7 protein-coding genes and 2 pseudogenes are annotated in these 17,151 nt (G+C 67.9%); 4 read left to right on the forward strand and 5 right to left on the reverse strand.

Annotated elements, in window-relative coordinates; all coding sequences use genetic code 11:
* The 3 genes and pseudogenes from ACZ3ZD_RS05645 to ACZ3ZD_RS05655 form a co-directional block, all read left to right on the forward strand.
* On the forward strand, positions 1–1,104 hold a 1,104-nt coding region (locus ACZ3ZD_RS05645; RefSeq protein WP_467394545.1), incomplete at its 5' end, for a peptidoglycan-binding domain-containing protein.
* Positions 1,105–1,145: 41 nt separating this feature from the next.
* Positions 1,146–1,490, forward strand: a pseudogene (locus ACZ3ZD_RS05650) (FtsK/SpoIIIE domain-containing protein); the annotation flags it as partial.
* Positions 1,485–2,363: pseudogene (locus ACZ3ZD_RS05655) on the forward strand (tyrosine-type recombinase/integrase); the annotation flags it as partial. The pseudogenes ACZ3ZD_RS05650 and ACZ3ZD_RS05655, both read left to right, overlap by 6 nt.
* A gap of 75 nt (positions 2,364–2,438) precedes the next feature.
* Here the strand turns inward: ACZ3ZD_RS05655 and ACZ3ZD_RS05660 are convergent.
* The 5 genes from ACZ3ZD_RS05660 to ACZ3ZD_RS05680 form a co-directional block, all read right to left on the reverse strand.
* Positions 2,439–2,678, reverse strand: coding sequence for a hypothetical protein (locus ACZ3ZD_RS05660; protein WP_467393871.1), 240 nt, complete (start codon positions 2,676–2,678; stop codon positions 2,439–2,441).
* 14 nt (positions 2,679–2,692) lie between these two features.
* Positions 2,693–9,622 (reverse strand): polymorphic toxin-type HINT domain-containing protein, encoded by a 6,930-nt coding sequence (locus tag ACZ3ZD_RS05665; RefSeq protein ID WP_467393873.1) that lies wholly within the window; start codon positions 9,620–9,622, stop codon positions 2,693–2,695.
* A 123-nt stretch (positions 9,623–9,745) separates the two neighbouring features.
* On the reverse strand, positions 9,746–13,840 hold the full coding sequence (locus tag ACZ3ZD_RS05670) for a LamG-like jellyroll fold domain-containing protein (protein ID WP_467394547.1): 4,095 nt from the start codon (positions 13,838–13,840) through the stop codon (positions 9,746–9,748).
* Between the two features lie 758 nt (positions 13,841–14,598).
* On the reverse strand, positions 14,599–15,267 hold the full coding sequence (locus ACZ3ZD_RS05675) for an HAD family hydrolase (protein ID WP_467393875.1): 669 nt from the start codon (positions 15,265–15,267) through the stop codon (positions 14,599–14,601).
* 208 nt (positions 15,268–15,475) lie between these two features.
* The gene (locus ACZ3ZD_RS05680; RefSeq protein WP_467393877.1) at positions 15,476–16,057 is read right to left on the reverse strand and encodes a TMEM165/GDT1 family protein; all 582 of its coding nucleotides are present in this window, start codon (positions 16,055–16,057) and stop codon (positions 15,476–15,478) included.
* 382 nt (positions 16,058–16,439) lie between these two features.
* On the opposite strand from ACZ3ZD_RS05680, the gene ACZ3ZD_RS05685 reads away from it, so the two are divergent.
* A complete protein-coding gene (locus ACZ3ZD_RS05685; RefSeq protein WP_467393879.1) occupies positions 16,440–17,084 on the forward strand; it encodes an HNH endonuclease family protein in 645 nt (214 codons plus the stop codon).
* Positions 17,085–17,151 lie beyond the last annotated feature (67 nt).

Below are 17,151 nucleotides of genomic sequence, written 5' to 3' on the forward strand. Positions count from 1 at the left end.
GGCCCGGCGGGCCTCTCGCCCACCACTACGGGCGGCACCCCGGACCCGGCACTGCCCGGACCAGCGGGCCCCCCGGCCACCACCACGGGCGGCGCCTCGCACACGGCCCCGCCCGGACCAGCGGGCCTCCCGGCCACCACCACGGGCGGCGCCCCGGACCCGGCGCAGGCCGGCCCGGCGGGCCTCTCGCCCACCACTACGGGCGGCACCCCGGACCCGGCACTGCCCGGACCAGCGGGCCCCCCGGCCACCACCACGGGCGGCGCCCCGGACCCGGCGCAGGCCGGCCCGGCGGGCCTCTCGCCCACCACTACGGGAAGTGTCCTGGACGCGGCACGGCCCGGCCCACCGCGGTCTTCACCCACCACCACGAACGGTGTCCCGAACACGGCCCCACCCGGCTCAGCGGGCCCCTCGCCCACCCCAACGGGCGACGCTTCGCTCACTCCCACGGGCGGGCAGGCACCGCATTCCACCACCGCCCCACCGGACACCCCCACCGAACCGCTGCCCCTCATCGCCCCCGGGGCCGCCCCGCGCCGGGGACGCTCCCGGCGCACCCTGCTGGTGGCCGCCGGGGGCGCGGGCGCGGCGATCGTCGCGGTCACCGCGTTCGCGCTGCTCTCGTACCACACACCGGCCCACGACGGAGGGGCTCAGGAGATCAGGGAACGCATCCCGACGGTCCCGACCCGGTCGCCCACGTCGGCGAAGGCCCCGGCCCCCGCACCGACACCCCGCCTTCCGGCACCGTCCGCCACGGCAACGCCCACCCCGACCCCGACCCCCTCGTCGGCCTCGCCGTCCCCCACTCCCACACCGACGCCCTCTACGACCCCCACGACGGCGTCCGTCACCCCGTCCACGACGCCCGCCGCGGCCCCGGTCCTGCGAAGCGGCGACACCGGCCCCCAGGTCACCGAACTCCAGCAGCGACTGCGCCAACTGAACCTCTACGGCGACCGGATCGACGGTGTCTTCACCCGCCCCGTGGAGGACGCGGTACGCAACTACCAACTGGCACGCGGAATCACGGCCGATCCCCTGGGCGAGTACGGACCGACGACCCGGAAGAGCCTGGAGGCCGAGACGACGAAGCCGTAGCGCACCGACCGCGCCGGCTACGCACACGTGGGCGTCACCGGGCCGCGCTGACGGCGGAGAACACCCGGCTGGTGGAGGACCTGGTCAAGAAGGGCCGCAGCGTCGGCATCCTGACCATCCTGATCAGCCAGAAGACCACCGGCGACGCCATCCCGACCTTCATCCGCGACGTGTGCCCGGTCGGGCTGTCCTTCGCGCAGAAGACGGTGGAAGCTGCGGTGGCCGCGCGGGGCGACGACATCCGCAACTGGCCCGACGCCAGCCCGGTCACCTTGCAGGACCCCGCCTATGTCGGGGTCGCGGTGATGGCGATGCAGGGCCGCCCCGGCTTCACCCGCATCCGCACCCCCTACGTCTCCGACACCGACGCCGCCCGCATCGTCGCGGCGGCCGACAGCACCGTAAGCGCCTACCTCGCGTACTGGCTGGACGGCGTCGCCGTGCACCACCTGCGGGAGAACATCCACACCCGCTACGCCGCCTCCATCCGCCTCCACCTCAACCCCGGCCTCGGCACCAGGAAGCTCGCCCGGCTCACCACCCGCGACGTGCGCACCTTCCTCGACAGGCTCCGCAGACGACCACGCCCCGCCCCCGGCGCTTCCAGCCGCTCACCGCCGCCGAAGCCCGGCAGTTCCTACGGACCGCCGCCGACGACCGGCTTCACGCCCTGTACGAACTCGCCCTGCGCACCGGACTCCGCAAAGGCGAACGGCCTCCACTGGGAAGACCTCGACCTCGACGGCGGCACCGCCACCATCCGCCGCTCCCTCCAGCGCACCCGCACCCAGGGCCTGACCGTCCTGAACACCAAGACGCTCGCCTCCGAACGCCGCATCGCCCTGCCCACCGAGTGCATCAACTCCCTCAAGATCCACCAAGAACAGCAGCAGGAAGAGCGTCAGGCAGCCGGACCCAGCTGGACGGACAGCGGGCTCGTCTTCACCACCCCGAAGGTCAGGCCGCTCGACCCCGGCAACCTCACCCGCCTCTTCCGCCGCCTCCTCCACAAGGCCGGGCTCCGGACGATCCGCTTCCACGACCTCCGCCACTCGACCGCCACCCTGCTCCTGGAACAGGGCGTCGACCTTGTCGTCATCAAGAAACTCCTCGGACACGCCCACATCGGCGTCACCGCCGGCGTCTACGCCCACGTCCGGCTCCGCCTCCAGCGCCAGGCCATCGACACCCTCGGCAACGCCCTCACACCGGGCGGCGACGCCCCAGACGACCCGCCCACCGCTGCCGTCGTCCGCTGACGTTGCCGTCACCGTTGCCGTCAAATGGCATGAGGCCCTCCCAGGATTCTCGGGAGGGCCTCATTTTGGTGTCAGCTAGATTTCAGTCAGCCATTCCCAGTCGCCGGGCCTGGCGCGCAATCTTGTAAACCCTTGCTCCAGACAGTCATTGAGCGTGGAAGATTCGGTACGGATGAATCCCTGTTCACCTAGACCAGGCCCGGACATTACCAATGTCCAGGGCTCTCCGCCTTCCGCCATCCGCTCATCATCCATCTTAAGGATGACGGTGACACCAGAGCGGCCCAACTTATCCATGAGCTGCTCGATATCCATCACTCGCGCTCCCATCAATAGCCCCTCAAGGCTGCCGAGATGTCGCTGACATCATGCAGCTGACCTTTACCTACTCTGTCGATGACGCTTCGGAGGTCAGCAGAAGTGGGGCCACTCGTTACGCCGTTCCGTTGCATCAACTGCTCAACGGTAGCCTGAGCAGTTCGCTTGTTTCCATTGTTGAACATATGACTTCCCGCGATATCCCGGATCACAACTGCCGACTTATCCCAGAAGCTGTTATAGCGACTGGCGTTAGCCAAGGTGTTCGCAGGCGAGCCACTCAGCAGTGTTTCCCCACCGAATCCGCGGTTGATATCGGCGATCTCGTCTGCACTGACACCCACCTTGAACCCGCCAGTAATCGGGCAGTTGGAATTGTGGACCAGTACCGGAGTCTCACCCGCCAGCACATAGTACGTGTGGAGGTCGCCGACAGTGAGGTTGTACATGTCCGCGGAGCCGGCGCGCGCCTTCACGGCGGTGATCCGCACATGCTTGTCGGCGGCGGTGTTGAGCATGTGGCCGGGCTTGAGCTCACCGGCCTGCACCCAGGTGCTGGTGGTGTCGTCCCAGAAGGGGTGAAGAGAGGTCGTGCGGAGCGTCCGGGTCTTCCCGGCGGGGTCCTGCACTTGGACGTCGATCAAGTCGTCGTCACGGTGGACGAAGGCGGCGGTAACTTCGCGTGAGCCCTTGTGCTTTCCATTTTCGGGGTCGCCGCTCTCGACCCGGTCACCCGGCTTCACCTTGACGATGGGCTTGGATGTGCCATCCGGGAGGAGGACGGGGGTATCTGGATCGAAACTGCACGGACCGCCTTCGGCGGAGGCTCCTCGTCGGGCCCCACGGCCGGCCACCCGGCCTGCTTGACCGTTACCTCCAACCAGGCCTGCACTCACTCCAGCCCTCATCAAGTCGATGGGGTTGAACCAGTCTTTACCGCAGTCCCAGTCCGCATCGCAGGAGAACATCTTTGACTGGGTCCGCCAGAATTCGGGGATTCCGTCCCCTACCATGCAGTCATAGTTATACGGGCCACACACGTAATTGACCCGATGGTTGAATCTTCTGGCGGCTTCACTCAGATGAGGGTTGTCAGCCGGGAAGTAGACTCCGGGGTAGAACTTGACGTGCCACTCGCCCTTCAGCTTCACCATTTTGTTTGAGTCGCCGTTGGCTTCGGCCGGCAGGGGTCCCGGGTATCCCGCCCCGCTGGACCCGGGAACGCCTACCCCGCCGGCTCCCGGTGGCGCCTTGGTGATGGTTCCGCTGTCACCGCCCACCACATTCCCTCGAGGTACGCCGATGCCGCACTGGTCGGGGTGGCAGAGGCCCGTGGGATCGCTCAGGGTGGCGGGGTTGTTATTGGCATAGGCGTAGGCGTTCAGACTTTGTGGCTCGGCCGGGGAAATGATCGGGTCGACGCTGACGAAACGGCCGGTCGCCTGGTCGTATTCGCGGGCGCCGAGATGGGTCAGGCCGGTGTCCTTCGTGTCGTCGGTTCCTCCGACGAAGCCCTTGGTGCCGGGCCAGGCGGTCGGCTTGGTGCCTCGGATGCCGCCGAAGGGCAAGGTGCGACGCTGGGTGAGATTTTGTGTGTCCGCCGCGACGGCGAGCTGGGCGGTGCCGTGGTGGTCGGCGAGGGTGAAGGAGATGGTGCCGTCGTCCTGCTGGACGGCCTGGTTGCCTCCGCCCAGGTCGAAGTAGCGCGTGACCTTGGGTGTGGTGGTGCCCCTGGGCAGGGTGATTTCCGTGGCGCCGAGGTAGAGGGTGGTCTCGGTGGGTGTGCGGGCGATGAGCCGGTTGCCGTCCGGGTCGTACAGGTACGCGGTGGTCTTGCCGCCGGCGGTCACCTTGGCGAGGTGACCCTCCGGGTCCCACGTAAGGACCTGGCTGTCCCCGTTGAGGGTGCGGGTGGTGGTGTTGCCTGTTTCGTCGTAGGTGAAGGTGTCCTGGACGGTGCTGGTGGGGCCGGTGGTCGTCACCGAGGACAGGGCGTGCGGCAGGGCCTTGCCGGGATCGGGGTAGGCGTAGGTCCGCTTGGTGTCCTTGGTGGCGTCGCCCGTGGGGTTGTGGAGCGTCTCGGTGCGGCGGTTGCCGGTCAGGTCGTAGGTGTAGGACTGCCAGTAGGGACCGGGGCCGCCTAGGACGCCGGCGCTGGGGGTGGTGGCGCAGGTGGTGGTGTTCTGGGCCCAGGCTTCGGTCAGGCGGCGCAGGTAGTCGTAGGTGAAGCACTGGGTGTCGGTGCCGTCGCGGGAGACGTCCGAGACGGACAGGACGTTGCCCGTTTCGTCGTAGTGGTAGGTGTTGCTCTGGTCGACGCCGGCGATGTTCTCGCGGTCCACGCGGGAGGTGGCCAGGCGCTGGGTGCCCCATTCGTAGGTGTTGGTGGCCCAGGTCTTCCTGCCACCGCTGTTGGACAGTTCGTACTGGAGGGGCTTGCCGGTGAGGCTGTAGCTGGTGGTCGCCTTGATGCCCTGACTGCCGTCGAGGACGGTGGGGCGCAGGGTGGCGTCGTCGTAGGTGTAGACGGCGGTGGCCGCCGGCAGGGCGCCGGCTTTGGGATAGCCGATGCCGGCAGTGAGCCCCGAGGTCTTGTAGGAGGTCGTCGAGAGGTATGTGCCGGCCAGCTCCTTCTCGGCGGCCGGGATGGTGATCGAGGTGCGCAGCGGCCGGTAGAGGTTGTCGTAGGCGACGACCTTGCTGGTGTAGGCGTTGGTGCCGTCGTAGCGGGTGGCCTCGGCGAGCTGGCCCTTGGCGTTGGTGACGGTGTCGTACACCCACTTGGCGCGCAGGGTGCCGGTGGAGGACTTCTCTCTCACCTCGGTCTTGCGGCCGAGGTTGTCGTAGCCGTACCACAGGCTGGGCGTGTCCGGGCGGTTGTCGTCGGGGGCGTCGGGGCGGGCGTCGTCGGTGGTGGTCAGCTGGCCGCGGTCGTCGTAGGTGCTGAGGGTGGTGCCCTTGTCGGGGTCGGTCGTTTTGATCTGGCGGCCGAGCAGGTCGTAGGTGTACGTCCAGTTGTTGCCCGCTGGGTCGGTGACCTTCTTCAGTTCGCCGCGAGGTGTGTAGTCGTAGATGGTGGTGTCGTAGGCGGCCTCGACGTTGCGGGCATGGAGCTGCCGCAGTGCCGTGTTGCGGCCTCGTGCGTCGACGACGGTGGTGGTCGCGGTGCCGCCCTCGGGCGGGATCACGGTGGTGCGGTCACCGTTGTAGATGGTCCTGGTCGTGGACAGCGCGGTTCCGCCGTCGCCGTTGCCGGCGATCTGAGTGGCTTCGGTTCGCCGGCCGAGGCCGTCGTAGGCGTAGCGGTTCTGGGTCTCGACGTCGAGTGCGTCTTCCGGTTTGGCCAGGACGCTCGTCGGTGGCTTGGCCGAGTAGTACGTCCCGAATTCCTTGACGACTTGCCCGCGTTCGTCGTAGAAGGTGTCGGTCAGGAGGCTGCCGCCGTTCGGGCCGGGGTCCTGGGTCTGGCGCGGGCGGAGGAAGCCGTCGTAGAAGGCGTAGGAGGTTCGCTGCTCGCCCTTGTTGCCGAGTGTCCTGGTGGCGGTCGCAACCGGCTTGCCGTCACCGATGGTGTACGTGAACTCGTAACTGGGTGTCTGGCCTGTGAGTCGGTCGGCGAGCCAGACCTTGGTGGAGCGGCCAAGGGCGTCGTAGGCGAAGGCGGTCACCTTTCCGTTGGCGTCGGTCTGCGTCTTCGGCAGATTGCGCAGGACGTCGTACGTGACGCTCGTGGTCTGAGCGGTGGTCGTGTCCCCCGTTTTGGCCGGCGGGGTGGTGATGCTGACCTTGGTCGCGAAGCCGCTGGTGGGGTCCGGTGCGGTGGTGGTGGTCCGGCCGTCGGAGCGCGTGGTGCGCGTGAGGGTCCCGGCGGCGCTGACCTTGACGTCTGCCGTCAGGTCGGTGCTCGTGCGCTGGCGGCCGTAGTCGTCGTACGTGGTGCCGGACTCCAGGTAGACGGCCGTTGCGCCCTCGTACTGCTTGAGCACCGCGGTGTTGGTCGCGTCCCCCTTGGTCGGAGCTGCGTCGTAGGCCGCGCCGTCGTAGGCCGTCCGTACGTCGGAGATCACGTCGTCCGGCCGGCTGACCGCGTCGGAGCAGGACTTGGCCACCGTCTCGACGCGGGCGGGGAGGGTGAGGATGTTGGCCGTGGCGTTGGTGGCGTACGTCGTGCGGGTGCAAGTGTCGTCGTTCCTGGTGGTGCTGTCTCCCAGGTCGTCCACCTGAGTGGCACGTCCGGCAACGGTGTCGTAGCTCGTAGCCGTGGCCGTGGTGCGCCAGGAGGTGCCGACGCCGTTGTCCAAGGACGTCCAGGTCTTGGAGCCGGCCGTGCCTATGAAGTTGGCAGTGGCGGTTCCCCAGTCCCTCACCTTCTTCGCGGTCTCGTGGTGCCAAGGCCTGCTCACGGTCTTGGCAAGGATCTTGCCGCCGGGGCCGGAGTAGGTGACCGTCTTGTACATGAAACCGACCGCCGATTGCTCGTCGGTGATCGGGTCACCCTCGTCGTCGTCGAGTGTGACGGTGACGGTCTTGGTGCCGCCGCTGGTGTCCTTCCGGTCTCCGTCCATGCCGCGCAGGAAGTAGCTGTCCTGCTGGCTCTTCATCGCGGAGGCGTCGCCCTGGCCGCCGGTGCGTACCCGCACATGCCCGTAGCCGCGCCACTGGGACCAGGTCTTGGCCTTCTCCTTGGTCAGCCCGTCGTCATCGTCGTAGTGCCAGGCGGCACCGTCGAGGTAGTCGTAGCTGGTGACCTGGTCGGGGGCACCGCCTGTGCGGTCGGTACCGGTGACGGAGGTGACGACGTACTTGTTGAACCACTTCCGCTCAGGATCATCAGTCGAGCTGCCGCCGATGTACTGCGGGTAGCAGCGGGTGGTGTTCTTCTCGGGTGTCGGCAGCGAGTCCCAGTCGCAGGCAGGCGCCGAGTAGTTGACGTCGATCTGGCCACCGAACTCGTCGGCCACCGTCGACAGGCGGTCCTTGACGAAGGGCGGGTAGCCGTCGCCCGTCTTGTCCAGCCGATTGGCCAGCTGGGTGTAGGCGAAGGTGGTCTTCGGCAAGGTGATCGCCGGTTCGGCTGTACGCCCGGTGTGCTGAACGGAGTCGAGCAGGAGCTGGTAGTCCGTGTCGGACATCCCCCAGCGGTGGTCCAGCTTCCAGGAGTCGACGGCATGGTAGGAGCTGCCGTCCCAGATCTGAGTGGTGACGTCGGTGAGCCGCTTGCGGGTGAAGAACACCGGAACGAAGCGGCCCTCGTCACAGTCCTTGCCGGATTCGCAGTTCAGGTCCCAGGGCGTGTCGTACCAGTAGAAGGCATCGGTGGAGATGTCCGAGCACTTGGTGTGGGTATCCGGCAGGCAGCGCTCACCGCTGGTGAAGTCGACCTTGGCCAGGGCCTTCGTGCCGTACACGGAGGAGGACTTCAGGCCGTATTCGATGCGGTCCAGAGTGCCGCCGCGCACGTAGGGAGTGTTGTCCTTGGCCTCCAGGTTGCGGCCGTAGGAGTTCGACTCCTTGTCGTAGTAGTAGGCGATGGCGTTGCCGTGCACGTCGACCACGTAGTCGAGGTTCCACCGCCAGGCCTGTTGGCAGTAGGAGTCGGCGAAGGCAGCAGCGTGGCAGGGCTCGTCGGTGTCGTCTCCGAAGACGGGAACGGTCCAGGTGGAGTCGGTGGTTTCCTTGCCGTCGGCCCAGCCGGGCAGGCGGTTGTAACCGAAGTAGTACCTGGTGCCGTCCGGTGTGGTGACCCGCCAGTACTCGTTGTCGTTGTCGTTGTTCGCGCGGTCGCTAGACGTCAGGTGGTCGACCTTCGTACCGTCGTCGTTCTTGAGCTTCCAGGAATCCTTGCCGGCGGGGACGAGTTCGCCGCCTTTGCCGTTGAAGGTCATGAAGGCGTTGTCGTAGCCCCAGCACAGGTCACCCGGCTTGCTGCCGTCCGCGTGCTTGACGCCGTCGTCGGAGCATGGCTTGTAGCGGCGTTCGATGTAGCCGGACCACAGCTCGAAGCCGTCTCCTGCCCAGGAGGCCTGGTTGTTGGTGTTGGCGGTACGTCCGTCGATGGATCCGGAGGAATAGGAAAGGCCCACCTTGGGAGCCAACCCGCCGGGTACCTCGGGAGTCGGCATGTCATAGGACCAGGTGAAGTCACCGGTGTTGAGGTTCGTGCTCCACGTTGCCGAAGGAGAGAGAGACGTCGCCTTGTAGTCGCTCTGGGCACTTTGCGCACCCGATACGGCTGCGAGCACCGCGGCGGAGTCGGCCTTCAGGCTCACGTTACGAGCAGTCAGTGTCTTCTTCTCGGCGTCGTTGACTGCTGCGACTGGCTTACCGGAACGGCAAGCGGCCCTGTCCGGTGTGGTGAGTGCGCAGGCAGGCAGCTCGACCATGGTGAGGCGGGAGGCGTACCCGCCGCCGTAGGCGTCAGCGAAGCCGGAGTAGTCGAGGTGGGCCTGTACATGACCTGCCTGCCCCTCCTTCGCCGTGTTCTTGCTCCTCAGAGTGAACAGCAGGCCGTCGATGCCTGCCTTCTGTGCCGCGTTGTGGCTGAGCAGGCGGGCCTCGACGTCTCCGCGGAACGGCTTCTTCCGCGCCGCGCCCTGGGTGTCGAGTATCAGCGGCAGGCCCTTGGCCCGTACGGATGCCGTGGGTCGCTTCGCGTCGGAGGGGGGAACGTGCAGCACCGTGGTCGCTGCCTTGGGCCAAGCCGTCTCGGGCACTGCCTTCGGGGTCCGCGGCCCCTTCATGAGAGTGCGGGGCTTGACCCTGACGGTCGTGGTGGCGACCGGTCGCTCGGAACCGGGCAGGGCGGGCCGCCCCTTGCCGCTGTCCGCCGCGAGAGCCGGCTGCGTCACTCCCTGCAGGAGTGTGCCGACCATGACCGTGGCCGAGGCCAGTGCGAGGCGTCGCCGGAGTCCCGCGAAGCGCCTGCTCGATCTGCCGTTCATCGTGTCCTTCGTCCTTCGCTGCGGTGACCCGCGTGTGTGCCGGGCGCACGGTGGGGCGGAAGTGTTGATGCCAAGCCGGGAAGAGAGCGTGGCGAGCCTTGCGGATGGGGTCCGCTGGACTGATCAGTCGGCGCCGGGAACGTCGGTTGCCATCCCGGGCTGTCCGGTGGCCAGCACCTCGATCTGCGCGTCCGTCAACGCGCCCTGGAAGGCCCACACGTCGGAGACGGCGCCCGGCCAGTACTCTCCCCAGGTACTCGCTCCGGTCTTGGCCCGGCCGAGTTGCATGGGCTGCGCTGCCTTGAAGGCCAGGACGTCGTCCGCCCAGGAGAACTTGTCCGTGCAGGCGGGGTCGTCCGCGTTACCGTCACTGTCATCGTCCTTGCAGGCGACCACTTCCGGTTCCCCGTTGACGTACAGGGTCAGATGTTTGGAGAAGCCGTCGTAGACGAGGGCCAGGTGTGTCCATTCCGTGGGGCTGTGGAACTGGCTGTTGTCGACCTGCGTGACGGTGGCACTGGCGCTGTCGGCCGAGGCCATGGCGATCCGCCATCGGCCGGGGTCGGATCCCGGCGTGCTGCTGGGTTCGTAGCGGACCGTGAAGGCGCTCTTCGCGCTTCCGGGCACGCTGAGCAGGGTCACCCCTTTGTTGGGGATCGCTGCCGCCTGGGCCCACGCGGTCACGGTGAAGCTGCTGCCGGTGTCCACCGGAACGGCGGAGGTCACTGCGTAGTCGTTGACGCCGTCGAGGCTCACACCGCCGTCGACCCACCCCGCATCGAGCCGGGCACCACCGCCCAGGGTCATGTCGTTGGACCAGGCGGAGGCGTCAGGAGTCACGAGCGGCGATCCGGATGCCTCCGCGAACGTCCAGCGCCCCTTCACCAGCGGCCGCTGCCTGAACAGCTGCTGGACCTCCTGGGCTGAGGTGGGCCGGTCGAAGAGCCGCACGTCGTCTATCTGGCCGGGGAAGAAGGAGCCGGGCTGCCCGTCGTAGGAGCCTGCGCCAAGTTGTACCGCGCCGCCTGCGTACCAGTTGGCCTGCAGGTCGGTCTCGCCGGCCTTGGTGCCGTTGACGTACAGGATCAGCTTGTTGGCGATCGTGTCGTGCACCCCGACCAGGTGCGTCCACGTGTCGCCATAGGCGGTCTGCCCTTCGGCCTGCATGGCGCGGATCGGGCTGGCTTCCGAGGAATCGGCCGAGTACTCGCTGACCACCCACCGGTCGAACGCCTTGGAGTAGTACAGTTCCAGGCCCGCGCGGTGGGCGCCTGCCTGGGTGGCGACGACGGCCGCGTGGTCCGGTTTGGTCCTGGGCAGTCTGGCCCAGGCCGAGATGGCGAAGCTGCTCTGGTTGTTCAGGACGGGTCGGCCTGTGGTGGCGTAGTCGTCGACTCCGTCCAGCGTCAACGCCTTGCCGGCGATTCCGGGCTGCCCGGGCTTGGCTCCGTTCATGAGGGTGGCGTCCGGTACCTCCGCCGTGCCGGTCAGCCGGGTGGCGTCGGCCGGCTCGTCCATCGGGAACACCGCTCGTGCGGGACGGCCCGCGATAAGGGACGACTTGCCGTACAGCTGGGTCACCTCTGCTGCCGACAGCGGCTTGTCGAAGATCTGCACCTCGTCGATCGCGCCGGGGAGAAAGTTGGTCCTGCTCCCGTTGAGGCTTGCCGCACCGAACTGCAGACCACGCCGTGCGTCCCATGGGGAGCTGTAGGTGGCGGTGCCCACGAGTTGGCTGTCGACGTACAGCTTGAGTTCATCGCTTCCGGAGCTGTAGGTACCCACGAGGTGGGTCCATTCGCCGGCTTTCACACCACCCCCGGCAGCGGGCATGGCCTTGACACTGCTCGCATCCGGTGTGTCGGAGGTGTGCTGGCTGAACACCCACCGGTCGTAGCCGGCCGAGTAGTAGATCTCGAATCCAGGCGAGTTGTTGCCCGGCTGGGTCACCGCCACGGCCGCGTGGTCGGGGACGGAGGCGAGCTTTACCCACGCCGAGACGGAGAAGCTGCCGGCGGTGTCGATGACGGGGATGTCAGTGGCCGCATAGTCGTCCATGCCGTCGAACGACACCGCCGTACCCTTGACCCCGGCCACATGCGGTGTGGCACCGCCGCCCAGCTCCACCGCCCGCGGCGGGGCCGTCCCCTGCCCGGCCGACGCACCGGCGGCGTCGTCCAGTTGCCACATCCCACGCTCCGGCTGCCCCGACTTGACCCGGAAACGATAGGTGCGGATCTCACTGGCGTTGCCCGCGGCGTCGAACGCCTTGGCGGTCACGAAGTTCAGCCCCGGCTTGGAAGGAAGGATCTTCGCAGTCTTCGCTGCCCCACCCGACGTGGTGAGGATGTTCTTCGACGAAGGGTCTTCGTTGACGCCGAAGGAGTACTTGACCACGTCGCTGTTGGCGCCCTTGAGCTCGAATGTCCCGTACTTGCCCACCCCGTCGAACCACGGATCACCCGCGTTCTCGGGGTCGGAGGCCGGGTATTCGCCGGACGAGATCACCGGTGCCTTGGGTACCGAGGTGTCGTAGACGAAGTAGCAGCCGGTCGCACCTCCGGTGTACGACCAGGGCGAGTACTGAGCTCCGTCGTAGGAACGGGCGTACCAGTTCACGGTTTTACCGGCCGGGATGGACGAGGGCAACGAGACCGTGAAGTCGGAACCCGATTTCTTGAACTTCGTCAAGGGCGGCTTCCAGCGGGCGATCAATCCCTTGCCGTCGCCGGCATCCCACTTCGCCTGGAACTGAACGGCGACCTGCTCACCGTCGGGGTCGGTGACTTCGTGCGCGTAGATCTGGCCCAGACTGCGCACCCGTGGTGTGTCCGACGGCTTCTTGCACGTACCGCCGTACTGCATCTCCAGCTGCGCCATCCTGATCTGTGAGGGCGGCCGGTTGTACGTCACTCGCAGATAGGCGTCGTCCGAGAACCTCTTCCAGCCGTACTCGTCGGACTCGTCGCTCGCTCGGAGGCCGAACGTCATCGTCGGCCAGTTCTTGTCGGCGGCCTGCTGCACGGCCGACTTCACATTGAACTCGGCGTCCTTGGCGGCGCACCCCTCGAAGCCGTAGGCGAACGAATCGGTCGCCAGGTGGTCGACCCAGAAGCCCGACTCGTTCTGGGAGTTCCAAGTCGTCGATGACGAGATGCCTTTCGTCCGCCACAGCTGCACGCCGCGCGCGCTGCAGGAGGCCGACCATGTGTTGCGGACGACGAACTCCGCGGAGAGGACGTCGGTGCCCGCGTACTTGGAGACCGGGAGCTGGTAGAAGAGGCGCTTCGTGTCGTAGGGCTTGCAGTAGTACCAGCCGCAGTAGCCCATGCCGGCGTCCGGGTCACCGTTGAACTTCCACTGGGGAGAGGACGCCCAGTACTTCGACGCCACCGTCCAGGCCGTGGCCTTGGGCGTGTCCCACTTCGGGTCGATGAACACCGGATACACGGTGTCCTTACCGTGCAGGACCTCGGCATCCGGCGTCAGCACCAACTCGTCCTGGCCGGCGGGCACGTCGACGCCGACTGGCGCCAGTTTGCCCGACTCCGCCGCAGTCCGGTCCCTGTCACCGGAGGTCCACATCGCCTTCGGTGCCGCCAAGGACTGTGGATGCGCCGTCTTCTGGGTCGGGGCACCCGCACTGGAGTCCCACATCAGCGGCTGTGCCGCCTCGAAAACGGCACTGCCGGCGCCCTGGTCCACGGCCTGGAGGCCACCGGCGCCGGTCTCCTTCACGTCCATGCCATCGGCGTCCAGTTTCAGGCGCAGCTCGGCGAGGTCGTTACTCGAAGCGGCATCGGCCGACTTCACGACCAGCAGTTGGGTGAATCCGTCCTGCTGCGCGCCCAGTCGCAGGTCGACGCCTGGCAGGACGTCCGAGTAGGTCGCGGTATCACCCTGGAGCTGCGGGGCCGGCAGCTTCCCCGGCCACGACAGGGCCAATTCACGCCCCGCCTTCGACATCCTCACCATGGGGACATCACCGCCGCCGGAAAACTCGAGGCCGATGGTCGCGGTTTTCGGTGCCACCATCCCGTCAGCCGTCCGGGCGAGGTCGGTGTCGATGGGCTTCCATACACCGTCCACACGCATTCGCACGGGCCGAAGGTGCTCGCGAGCCATGAGTCGGCCGTCCGGGTTCGCGAAGACCTCGCTGCTCTCACCCTTGAGGGAGAGGATCTCAACGGGCCGGCCCGAGCTCTTGGCCCGGATCATCGCCTCAGCCTCGGTGGCAGCGGCAGCCGACTCGGTATCCGCGGCGGCCGATGCGTTCGACACGCGGCCGGCCGTTGCGCCACTGCGGTCGGCCCCCGACGCATTCGTTGACGGAAGAAGGCCCAGCGTCACCGCGGCGCACACCACTGCGCCGGCAGTGCACCATCGTCTCCTCACAGACATGACACACCCTCCCCGCAGGACCTCCCCAGACCCTGCCCCCGCGTGACCGACTTCTTACGGATCGTGCAGACGACGGTAAACAGCAACCCAAGGAAAGGTCTAGGAGTGAAGAAAGGGACATCACGCCCTGGAAAAGCCAAAGAGAGTCAGATCCACCAGTGACGTGGGCCACAGAATCGCCATTCCGTGTCGGACGGCCAACGATGCGAATGCATTCTCGACCACTCGGAACAGGCCATATAAAGCCCTGATCCCTACTGGTGCTCTACGAGGTTCTCTGTTGCCACATAGGAGGCCACCGGGCACAGCGGCGGATTCCCCTCACCCTGAATGCCCCTCGGCCTCAGCTGCGGGACACGACGCACTCTCGGCCCTCCGGATACTCACGCAGTGAGCCGACTTGTCGGAGGATGACGTGACAGCCGATGGTTCGGAAAGCCGGTGATCGGGGGCGGCAAATCCCGGCTCATACGGATTCGGCCCCGGTGGCGGTCACATCGAGCCCCGGCGTCGGCTTCGGTGACCACCGGCAGCAGAGGCCCCCCGCCCCCGTGCACATCCCCGCCCGCGCCGCCTCAGCCCACCCGCAGCCGGATCGTGCCGTTCGCCAGGGCCTCGACCGTGATCTGCGTGAGGTCCCGTACCGTCACGTCCGGCTCGTGGGACACCGCGCGCGGTCCCACGCCCACCACGGTCATCCCGGCGGAGCGCCCCGCCGCGATGCCCGCGCCGGAGTCCTCGAAGACCACGCAGTCGGCGGGGTCGACGCCGAGTTCGGCGGCGCCCTTGAGGAAGCCCTCGGGGTCCGGCTTGCTCGCGCCGACCGACTCGGCGGTGATGCGCACGGCCGGCAGCGGCAGCCCCGCGGCGTTCATGCGGGCGGTGGCCAGGGCGGCGTCGGCCGAGGTCACCAGGGCGTGAGGGAGTCCGTCCAGCGCGGCGAGGAACGTGTCGGCGCCGGGGATCCGGACGACGCCGTCGGTGTCGGCGGTCTCCTCGGCGAGCATGCGGGCGTTGTCGGCGAGGTTCTGCTCCACGGGCCGGTCGGGCAGCAGTACGGCCATGGAGGCGTGGCCCTGGCGCCCGTGCACGACCTTCATCACCTCGTCGCCGTCCAGCCCGTGCCGGTCGGCCCAGCGCCGCCAGATGCGCTCGACCACGGCGTCCGAGTTGACGAGGGTGCCGTCCATGTCGAGCAGCAGGGCGCGGGCGGTGAGGACGGTGGGCGTGGCGGTGGCCGGCATCGGCAGCTCCAGGAGGGAAACAGGGCCCTGTACGGGGAGGGACAAGGCGGCCCCGCCCGCCGGTCAGGGAAAACGGGCGGGAGCCACTTTGTTCCTCCACGGTACAAAACCTGCCGGGCTCCCGCCACCACCCCTGGCCGGCATTCACCTGACGTTCAGCTCGACGGGAAGGCGGGCCGGGAGCTCGGGCGGCAGCTCGGCCCGACGCTCAGCCGGCCACGGCCTCCCACAGGCTCCACACGCCGAGCCCCAGCATCAGCAGTGCCGCGATCTGCGTGATCAGCCGCAGCGGCACCCGCTTCATCAGGGCCTTTCCGCCGACGATGCCGAGACCGGCCACGGCCCACAGGCCCAGCACCGCGCCGAGGCCGACGGAGATCGGGTCGTCGTAGCGGGCGGCCAGGTTGGCCGTCATGATCTGGGTGAGATCGCCGAACTCGGCGACCAGGATGAGCATGAAGCCCGTACCGGCGACCTTCCAGAAGGACTGGTCGGCGGGCTTCCTGATCTCGTCCTCGTCCTCGTCCTTCTTCAGCAGCAGCACCGCGGCACCGCCGAGGAAGAGGACACCGGTGAGGGCGTGCACGATCTGCTGCGGGAGCAGGGTCAGCACACTGCCGGCCGCGACGGCGAGCACGGCGTGCAGCAGGAAGGCGGCGGCGACGCCCGCGAAGACGTACGAGGCGCGGTAGCGGGTGCCGAGGACGAGGCCGGCGAGCGCGGTCTTGTCCGGCAGTTCGGCGAGGAAGATGACGCCGAAGACGAGCGCCGTCACGGTAATGCTGATCAAGGTCCCTCAATCGGTCGGGGCTGCCCGCCGAGAGTGTGGTACGTCACGCGATGACACCTCGGCACGGCAGCGCACTGGGCGCCCGTGCGGGGGGCACGGGCGTGCACTGCTTGCCGAAGGTCTCGCTGGCGGGCCCCGCTGGAACGCGGTCCGCCTCCGGGCGCCGGCTCAGGCTCGCTGAGCAGTATGTCGACGGTCCGGCGAAGAGCTACTCCCCTTCTGCGCCTCCCATCGTACGGGATGTGAAAGTTCCGCCGTCAACCTTGTCGTGACATGCGCACATCACTAACTTCTTACCGAGCGCTCATCCCCCGGCAACCCGGCACCGCGAGCATTCCCTCGCTCGCGCTCCAACACCCCGACCCCACAAGGGAGTTCACGCATGCCCAGGTTCTACGCGCGTCGACGGACCGGCATACTCGCGGCCCTCACCGGCCTCATCGCCTCCGTCGCCCTGTTCAACTCCCCGAGCGCCTCCGCCGCCCTCCCCACGCCGGTCAGCGGCGCCACCGCCCGCGGCTACCTCTCCCAGCTCACCGTGGCCACCGAGGACCGCACCGGCTACGACCGCAGCCTCTTCCCGCACTGGATCACCATCAGCGGCGCCTGCAACACCCGCGAGACGGTCCTCAAGCGGGACGGCTCCAACGTCGTCACCGACTCCTCCTGCGCCGCGACCAGCGGCAGCTGGTACTCCCCCTACGACGGCGCCACCTGGACCGCCGCGTCCGACCTCGACATCGACCACCTCGTCCCGCTGGCCGAGGCCTGGGACTCCGGGGCGAGCAAGTGGACCACCGCGCAGCGGCAGGCCTTCGCCAACGACCTGACCCGGCCGCAGCTGATCGCCGTCACCGACAACGTCAACCAGGCCAAGGGCGACCAGGACCCGGCGACCTGGGTGCCGTCGCGGTCGGCGTACCTGTGCACGTACGTACGGGCGTGGGTGCAGGTGAAGTACTACTACAACCTGTCGGTCGACTCGGCCGAGAAGAGCGCGCTGACGAAGGACCTGGCGAGCTGCTGAGTGATCGGGCCGGGCCCTCTCCTCCGGATCCTCCGGCGCCGCGGACCGGCCCCGTGCTCGTCCCCGG

This window comes from Streptomyces sp. NPDC023481, assembly GCF_055560195.1.